8 protein-coding genes are annotated in these 7,628 nt (G+C 66.9%); 3 read left to right on the forward strand and 5 right to left on the reverse strand.

All coding sequences use genetic code 11. The features are described 5' to 3' along the window. Positions 1 to 193, reverse strand: a 193-nt coding sequence (locus tag ABFX46_RS43075) for a helix-turn-helix domain-containing protein (protein WP_346050390.1), incomplete at its 3' end; no start/stop codon positions are given. Between the two features lie 480 nt (positions 194 to 673). Here ABFX46_RS43075 and ABFX46_RS43080 point away from each other — a divergent pair. Further along, positions 674 to 1,243, forward strand: a complete 570-nt coding sequence (locus ABFX46_RS43080; RefSeq protein WP_346050392.1) for a hypothetical protein — start codon at positions 674 to 676, stop codon at positions 1,241 to 1,243. 597 nt (positions 1,244 to 1,840) lie between these two features. Here the strand turns inward: ABFX46_RS43080 and ABFX46_RS43085 are convergent. After that, entirely contained in the window at positions 1,841 to 2,464 is a 624-nt protein-coding gene (locus ABFX46_RS43085; protein ID WP_346050394.1) for a hypothetical protein, read from the reverse strand. Then, the gene (locus ABFX46_RS43090) at positions 2,461 to 3,222 is read right to left on the reverse strand and encodes a sigma-70 family RNA polymerase sigma factor (protein ID WP_346050396.1); all 762 of its coding nucleotides are present in this window, start codon (positions 3,220 to 3,222) and stop codon (positions 2,461 to 2,463) included. Before ABFX46_RS43090 ends, ABFX46_RS43085 begins: the two co-directional genes overlap by 4 nt. A gap of 403 nt (positions 3,223 to 3,625) precedes the next feature. Here ABFX46_RS43090 and ABFX46_RS43745 point away from each other — a divergent pair, with 403 nt between their 5' ends. Together ABFX46_RS43745 and ABFX46_RS43095 are read left to right on the forward strand one after the other, a co-directional pair. After that, a complete protein-coding gene (locus ABFX46_RS43745; protein WP_428831385.1) occupies positions 3,626 to 3,940 on the forward strand; it encodes a NucA/NucB deoxyribonuclease domain-containing protein in 315 nt (104 codons plus the stop codon). 962 nt (positions 3,941 to 4,902) lie between these two features. Next, the gene (locus tag ABFX46_RS43095) at positions 4,903 to 5,670 is read left to right on the forward strand and encodes a transposase family protein (RefSeq protein ID WP_346050400.1); all 768 of its coding nucleotides are present in this window, start codon (positions 4,903 to 4,905) and stop codon (positions 5,668 to 5,670) included. A gap of 422 nt (positions 5,671 to 6,092) precedes the next feature. Here the strand turns inward: ABFX46_RS43095 and ABFX46_RS43100 are convergent, their stop codons facing one another. Further along, the gene (locus ABFX46_RS43100) at positions 6,093 to 7,070 is read right to left on the reverse strand and encodes a C40 family peptidase (protein WP_346050402.1); all 978 of its coding nucleotides are present in this window, start codon (positions 7,068 to 7,070) and stop codon (positions 6,093 to 6,095) included. Between the two features lie 33 nt (positions 7,071 to 7,103). Continuing rightward, the gene (locus ABFX46_RS43105) at positions 7,104 to 7,409 is read right to left on the reverse strand and encodes a helix-turn-helix domain-containing protein (protein WP_346050404.1); all 306 of its coding nucleotides are present in this window, start codon (positions 7,407 to 7,409) and stop codon (positions 7,104 to 7,106) included. Positions 7,410 to 7,628 lie beyond the last annotated feature (219 nt).

Below are 7,628 nucleotides of genomic sequence, written 5' to 3' on the forward strand. Positions count from 1 at the left end.
GGTCGGCCAGGAAACGCGACCGCCACTTCGACACCGTGTTCCGCGAGGCCCCGGCCTGCTCGGCGACCCGGGCGATCGTGGCGCCCTCGGCGCACAGCAGCACGATCCGCGCCCGCAACGCCAAAGCTTGCGAGGTCTTGCGGCGGCGCACCCACCCGATCAGCGCCGACCGTTCCTCATCGGACAACACCACCGGATCCAGCTTCGGGCTCGGCATCCCGACTAACAAACAATTTTTGACTCAGAACACTAGAGCGGGAGGGGCAGTCGACCGGCGCCTACCATGAAGGCTCCCCGGCGTCAGGGCCTGATTCGAAGCCCCTAGGACTATTGCCCAGCCGTTGGATCCTCTCTTCTCCCCAAAAGGCTTCGGCCGCCTCCGGGAGCTAGTGAAATCCGCTGTACGGATCCCTCTCTTTGAGTTCACGCTGGAGTCATTGGGGCTCGAAGATATGTAGCGGGAATGTTCGCCGCCGCTTAGCAGTGCGCGGACTGGAAGACAAGGACGACTTCCAGTGGGAGTTGATCGACTCCAGGGACACACGCGCAGAAGATGCGTACCGTAAACAGTGGTACCTGGAGAACCGAGTGATCGATGAAGACCCGTTCTAGGTGAAGATCGTTCCGTGATGCACCTACGACCGGCCGAGCGATGATCCGGGAGGTTCCTGGCGTGGCTGAACCGAGGACCGTGGCCCTCAAAGTCAGCGACGGCCAGTTCTACGTGGTCGACGCCGGGACGCAGGCGGCGCTGCTGTACTCCGGAGGCAGCAACGGCCTGGTCGGCGTCCTGGGCGACGGAGCAGCGTGCGTGTGCACCGGCACACTCCAAGGCCTCGTCCGCCTGACGGCACAGGCCGCCCAGGAACCTCCTCCCGCACCCTCCAGCGACTGGGACGAGGTCGTCGAAGTCGGCTTCCACTCGCCCAGCGGCAGGTTCAGCATCAACGGCGTCGCCGATGGCCCGCCCCTGCCCAACCTCGCCGCCGCCGGCCCAGGCTGCTACCGCGTGCGGGTCCACGCCCGAGGCCGAGACATCGGACACGGCATCGAATCAGTTACCGACGTCAACGACATCGTCGAAGAATTCCTGATCATCTGCTGGCCCGGAGACGGCGACACCGAAACCCTGTATCGAACACGCGACCACGTCGGCATCGGCCTGCGAGCCGCACAACCAGATCCGACCACCATGCCACCCACCAGGAGCACCACAGCAGACCCCACCGGGCGCCACCGATAGGGCCGATCGACGTCAGCGGCGGCAAGCGCGGTCGGCAAGGTCGGGCACGGCGCGGGTGCACGGGGCGGCCGACTCCGCGCTCAGCAACGCCGCCCAGTCGCTGCTGTTCGAGGCGTCGAGGCCAACACCCGTCGCGCCTACGAACGGCACTAGCGGGGCTTCACCACCTGGTTCGCCGCGGCGGGCCGCTCGACGCCGCTGGCGACCAAACATACCGGTATCAAGTATGTGGCGCACCTGTGCGGACGTGATTTAGCCCCACCTCGGTCGACCAGGCGATCGCGACGATCCGCACCGCGCACGCCGCCGCCGGGCACCGCGGCCACCCCGCCCGGCCGCCCTGACCCTGCGCGGGCATCGCCGCCGCGCCGAGGCAGGGCAGCGCTACGGCTGCCAGGGGTCACCGGTCGTCGTCGACACACTGGGCGCCGTGGTGGCCGCCTGCGACGCCCGCATAGCGGCCGGGGCCACGCCCGGCTGCTGCTGGTGCTCGGCCTGGCGCTGATGGGTGCAGTTCCGAGTTGGCTGCGACCGTTACGGGACAGCACTTTTGCGGTCGGGCAATTGCTGGTCTGCCGCCGCTGAGGATCAGGCCCATCACCATATGAGTATGGACGGGCCGCGTTGGGCGCTCACGGCGACGAGGAGGCCGACGATGCAGGCGATCCCCACCGCCACCACCAGGTACGCCGTCGTCCGGGTGGAGACGTCCGATCTTGAGGATGCGGCACGGTCGGCCCGTGGCTGTGGCGCACCCGGCAGCATCGCCATGGATGCATCGGCGATCCACAGCACAACGGAGCGGAGTGCGTGAGGCCGGCCCGCCGAAGTCCGCGGTGCGGGCCGCGCGCGTCGTGCCCCCTCAGAAGCTCCCAGACTCGAACGTCGCAAGTCGCGTTCCAGCCGCCGCACCTGGGACTGGGCCTGCCTCTCTATGCGCCGCACGGCTCGATGCTGCGCTCGCCGCCCACGCCGCGGGTGTTCTTGCGCGGCTACACAAGCCCGCTCTTGCAGATCGGCCAACCACTCCTTGCCATCCCCGGCCTCGGCAACTCGCGCGGTCGCCTGCCGCTCGACTTGCGCCAGGTACTGCGAGTACAGAGCGCCGAGCGCGTCCTCGGTGGTGTGCCGACGCCGGACTAGCGCCATCCACACGGCCAGCGCAACGGCACCGAAGCACCCCGCGACAATGACGAGAAACACGTAGACGTAAAGGGTCACGGCGTTTCCTCCCTGAAGATCAGCTGCGGTTCGGTGGTGATTCCAAAGCAGCGGCGTATCTTCCGCCTGGTCCGCAGCAACGAGGTTCGTACGGAACTCTCCGGGCAGCCGATGTGGTGGGCGATCTCTGCGGTGCTCAGTCCCTCGCCCCACCGGAGCATGGCAATCATGTGAGCGCGGGGTTTGAGAGACCCCAGGAACTCACGTGCTTGATCGGCGAGGAGACGATCTAGAACGTCGTCGGCGATGTCCCCGGGAGGCGGAGGCATCAGCCGAGGCCGGTTCCGGCGGGAGACGTCGGCTCGGCGGTGCCGGTCGATCAGGTAGTAGCTGATCACGGTCTTCATCCATGCGACCGGGTCACGGCCGGGCGGGCACGGTGATCCGAACCGTTGGTGGTATTCCAGGGACCTCACCACCGCGTGCGAGACGGCCTCTTCCGCATCGGCCCAGTTCCTGGCCAAGGCGCCGGCATAGGCCAGTAGGTCTCGCCGGTGGTCCAGATACACCTGCTCAAGGGTGATGGAGGGCCCCACCGTCGTAATGCGTTCGTGCTCATCAGGCACCGCCCGTGCCCCTTCCTTGTCATCGGGTTGCGAACGAGCCGGGCCGGACGACCCGACCCGCAGGGTCATCGCCGGCTGCAGCCCGGACGACTCGATCGTCCACACCGTGCCCGCGGTGGCCGCCTCCAAGAAGGACAGCGTGGTGGCTCGCACCGTTCGGGCCTGCACGACCTCGAAGATCTCCACGGCCATCGCGCCAGCGAATCCCGCCATCCCGGTACGCCAGTCGACGGCTGCCGCCGACACAGCAGCACCCCACCACGCCACCCTGGCCCGCGCCGGACTCAACGTCATGCTCCGTGTACGCAGCACCCCGGGGGCGCGTTCCCAAAAACATCGTGATGGCGGTCCGGCGTCAGCGAGACGGACGGTGGGCTGCCGGTCAGTCTTGGCGCCGTCCTCGGCCCGAAGGTGAGGAACCGCGGCGTCTTGTCGAGGGGCGCGGCTGCGGAAGGTCTCTCCGGACACGACGGCATGGCGGTTGCGCCGAACTCTGTGCAATTCGGCGACCCCCTACTTGCCGTCCGAGCCTTGAGGTTCCCCCATGGCACGGACAACTCGGTGAGATAAGTCAGGTGGTCTTGATCGAGGATCGGTGCCACTCCATCTCCTTCACCGCCTCACTTCCGCCAAGGGAGGCGAGAACCAAGAGCGCTACAACGCCGACAGCAACGCCAACGACCGCAACTGCAATGCCGGCACCCCGCCGACCCCTACACCGGGAAGCAAGGACTGTGATGAGTTCCCCTTCGCCTCCACCTATGAGGGCGCGGCGGCGCCGGAAAGGCACCAGCGAATTCGCAGGAGGCGGCGAGCCCAACCAGTTCTCCATCAAGAGGATCAACTCGATGCAGAACCAGATCGGCGGACGAGACCTGAACGCCTGGTGCAACCAGGACCGGATCCTTGACTGGGCATCCGGTGGTAGCTGTCCCGTCTGCGCTGACGGAAATTGGCGCGACGGCTTCTGGGTCAGAATCAGCTCGGCCAGGTGACCCCTGCCGCAACGGTGCCTGCCGGGGCCCCCGCGATGCACCCCGGCAGGCACCGTAGCGCGGTGCCATGATGGGTAACGACAAGCGCCATCCTCTGGGGGGAGAAGCTCCAGATGAGCGCATTGACGGACGCGGTAACCCAACGAGTCCGCCCCGATTACCGGACGGTCGGAATCGCTGACGCGGTCGCCGAGACAGCCCAGGAGTCCACCGTGCCCGGAGAGGGTTTCCTTGGAGTCAGCCCCAATGAGATCCTCATCGCCACGGGCCAGGATGGGATGGATGTGCAGCTTCGGGTTGAGGTGTGCGACGGCCCGCCCCCACCGCCTTCCGATCACGAGATCAGTGAGTTGACCGGCATCGACCTGCCCACGGGGGGTCTGAATCGACCTGACCTTGCGCGGATGGGTCCCCTACGTCCTGGAAGCTTCCCCGGTCCACTACCAAGTCAAGGTAGCGGCATGGGACCGCACGCGAGTGAAAGACCTCTACTGGGAAGTCGGCAGGCGCACCGATTTCGCCCCCGACAATGCAGAGTTCGCGGACCTATGTGCCGGCGCACACGGGGTCGAGCACTACTTAGCGCACCTATGGAAAATTAGTGACACGCTCCAAGCAGCACGGCACCCAACCGGCCCAGGCTGACACACAAGACGACCTGAACCCCGCGGCGACCCGCACTCCAAATGGAGACTTGCGGCCACAAGGCCCGGGCGGCGTCTCTCCTCACCTGAGCCCTCAGTGACCCTTTTCATCCTCGGACGGGCTGGTTGATCACAGCATGATCGCGAGTTGACGGAGTCCCTCCGGGCGCAGAAAAGCCCCTGGTAGACGGGTTGATCACAACAACCCACGCCGTCTCACCAGGAGCTTCTGCATGCTTTTGTACCGTGCCGCCGTAGATTTGTCGCGTCCCAGCCTGAACTACGTGGCCGGGATCGTCCGTCGCCATCGCCGGGCGTTCAGGTCGCTCTGGCGGCTGCTGAACCCGGGCCGGCAGGCTCTCCTGGTCCTGGTGCACCTGCGCAAGGCCGAGACGTTCGCCGAGGTGGCCACAGGCTTCGGGGTGTCGGTGGCAACCGCCTGGCGCTACGTCCAGGAGATCGTTGCGCTGCTGTCGGCGCGTTCCCCCAAACTGTGGGCTGCGCTGCGCAAGGCCCAGGCCGACGAACTGACGCACCTGGTGCTGGACGGTACGCTCATCCACACCGACCGGGCCGACCGCCCCTACTTCTCCGGCAAACATCGGGTGCACGGAATGAACGTGCAGGTGATCGCCGGGCCGGACGGGACGGTCCTGTGGAACTCGGGGGCGATGCCCGGCAAGATCCACGACCTGACCGCCGCCCGCGTCTGGGGCGTCCTGCGGGAACTGGAGAGGGCGGGCATCCTCACCTTGGCCGACAAGGCATACCAGGGAGCCGAGACCTCGGTGGTTATCACGCCTTACAAGGGCAAGAACAAGCCGGAGTCGCAGAAACAGGCCAACCGGGCGCACGCCAAGCTCCTTGGACCCGGCGAACGAGCGAACGCCCAGCTCAAATCATGGCGAATCCTCCGCAAGCTCCGCTGCAGCCCCGGCAAGGCCGGCCACCTGGTCAAAGCGATCGCCGTGCTGCAGAACTACGAAACCACCCGAGGATGAAAAAGGGTCAGTGCGACGGTGGTGCGGCCTGGTCCTGTTCTGCGTTCTTCCTGTTCTGCGTTACGCGGCGTCGAGGAGCGCTCGGAGGGCGGCTGTTGGGACCCGGTAGCAGGTGCCGATGCGGAGCACCTTGCAGGGGAATTGGTTGCTTTTTGCGAGTTGGTAGGCGTAGGTGCGAGAGAGGCCGAGCGCTCGACCGGCGGTGACAATGTCGACGACAGCGGGGAGTTCAGCGAGATCGGCATGCGTGAGGGGCTGCATTGGTTTGGTCCTCCGTGGAGTTGAGCCTTGCGTCTTCTTCATAGCTCGTGGGGACAGGTAGCACACCAGCCGCCACCGCAGGTGCTGTTCACCTTCGCTGATGGGGAGGGTTTCCGCTTCAGTGTTTGGGCTCGTGGTGGGGGCGAGTGCGGTCCTCCGGTTCAGGTTTGGATGGTGCGTGGTGGTGTGGGGCGGGTGGCGGCGGTGTATTGGCGTTCGAGGTAGGGGTTGCCGGTGAATTGGGCGATGCGGACGATGTCGCCGGTGTGGGGGGCGTGGATCATGCGTCCGTGCCCGTAGTAGATGGCGACGTGGTGGATGGTGGCGGGGTTGGTGGGGTTGGTGGCGAAGAAGAGCAGGTCGCCGGGTTGGAGCCGGGTTCTGGGGATGTGGGTGCCGGTGTTGTATTGGTCGGCGGCGACGCGGGGTAGGCGGATGCCGGCTTGGGCCCAGGCGTATTGGGTGAGGCCGGAGCAGTCGAAGCCTTTGGTGGCGGCGCCTTGGGCGGTGCCGTAGGTGGGGCCGGTGGGTCCGCCGCCGCCCCAGGAGTAGGGGGTGCCGAGCCGGCGCAGCGCGGCCTTGACGGCGATGGCGCCGCGTCCGGTTGCTGTGGGGGCGGCGTAGCGGGCGGCTTGGGTGAGGACTTTGCGGACGTACCAGTCGGCGTGGTTGTACTGCCAGATCGCGTTGCGGAGGTGTTTACCGCCTTGGCCGGCGTGGTTGGCGCACAGGTAGTGGGCGGCGCCGGGGATGGCGTCGGCGGGGTTGTAGCGGTCTTTGGTGCCGTCGTGGTCGCCGTCGACGCCGTAGGCGGCCCAGGTCGCGGTGAGGAATTGCATGGGGCCGCCGGCCCCGGCCGAGTTTTCGCCCGAGTGGACGCCGGGGGCGGTGGAGCGGCCGTGGTCGGTTTCGATTTTGCCGATGGCGGCCAGCACGTTCCAGGGCAGGCCGGGGCAGGTTTGGGCGGCGTCGAGGTACCAGCGCAGGTAGGCGGGCGGGATGTCGCGTCTGGCCTCGGCGATCGGCGCGCCTGCCACGCCCGAGTCGGCTCCGGCGGCCGAGTCGTGACCGGCCGCCAGGATGACCAGGCTCAAAGGCAGGGCTAGCGCGGCGGCGCACACGGAGACAGCGACCTTCATCGGATCGGCCGCCAAAGTGGGGATGCCGGGCGGTTAGTCGGTGGTGTCGTGGGTGGTGTGGGCGCCGGTGCGGGCTTGGCGTTGGGCGCGGTACCCGGCGCCCTTCTTGGGCTCGGGCTGGGTGGTTGGGTCATGGGCGGCTTCCCCGGGTTGCTGGTGGGGCTGCCGCAGCACCTCGCGGACTGCTTGCCAGGAGTAGCGGAAATCCTTGCCGGTTTTGAGGGCGGGGATCTGCCCGGCGTTGGCCATCCGGCGGACGGTCTGGGGTGAGAGGCCGAGTTTGGTCGCGAGTTCGGCGGTGGTGAGCACGTCGGGGTCGCGGCCGGGCGTCTCGGTCATCTCTGTGGCTCCTGGGTGGGCGGTCACGGTCGTTCCTCTCCAGTGTGGCGGATCGGTGCTGCGGAGGCAGCTTGTTCGGCGTGATGACGTTCTCTGAATTTGTTTGACGATACTTGCGCTCTGTCATGTTGCCACGTACCGTGATCGTTCAGCAACCCAGTGCATCGATTCGGGGGTATGTGGGTGAGTCTTCGACAAACCAGGCCAAGCCCGGCCGAC

Origin of the sequence: Actinomadura chokoriensis, from assembly GCF_039529475.1 — a bacterium.
Lineage (GTDB): Bacteria > Actinomycetota > Actinomycetes > Streptosporangiales > Streptosporangiaceae > Spirillospora > Spirillospora bangladeshensis.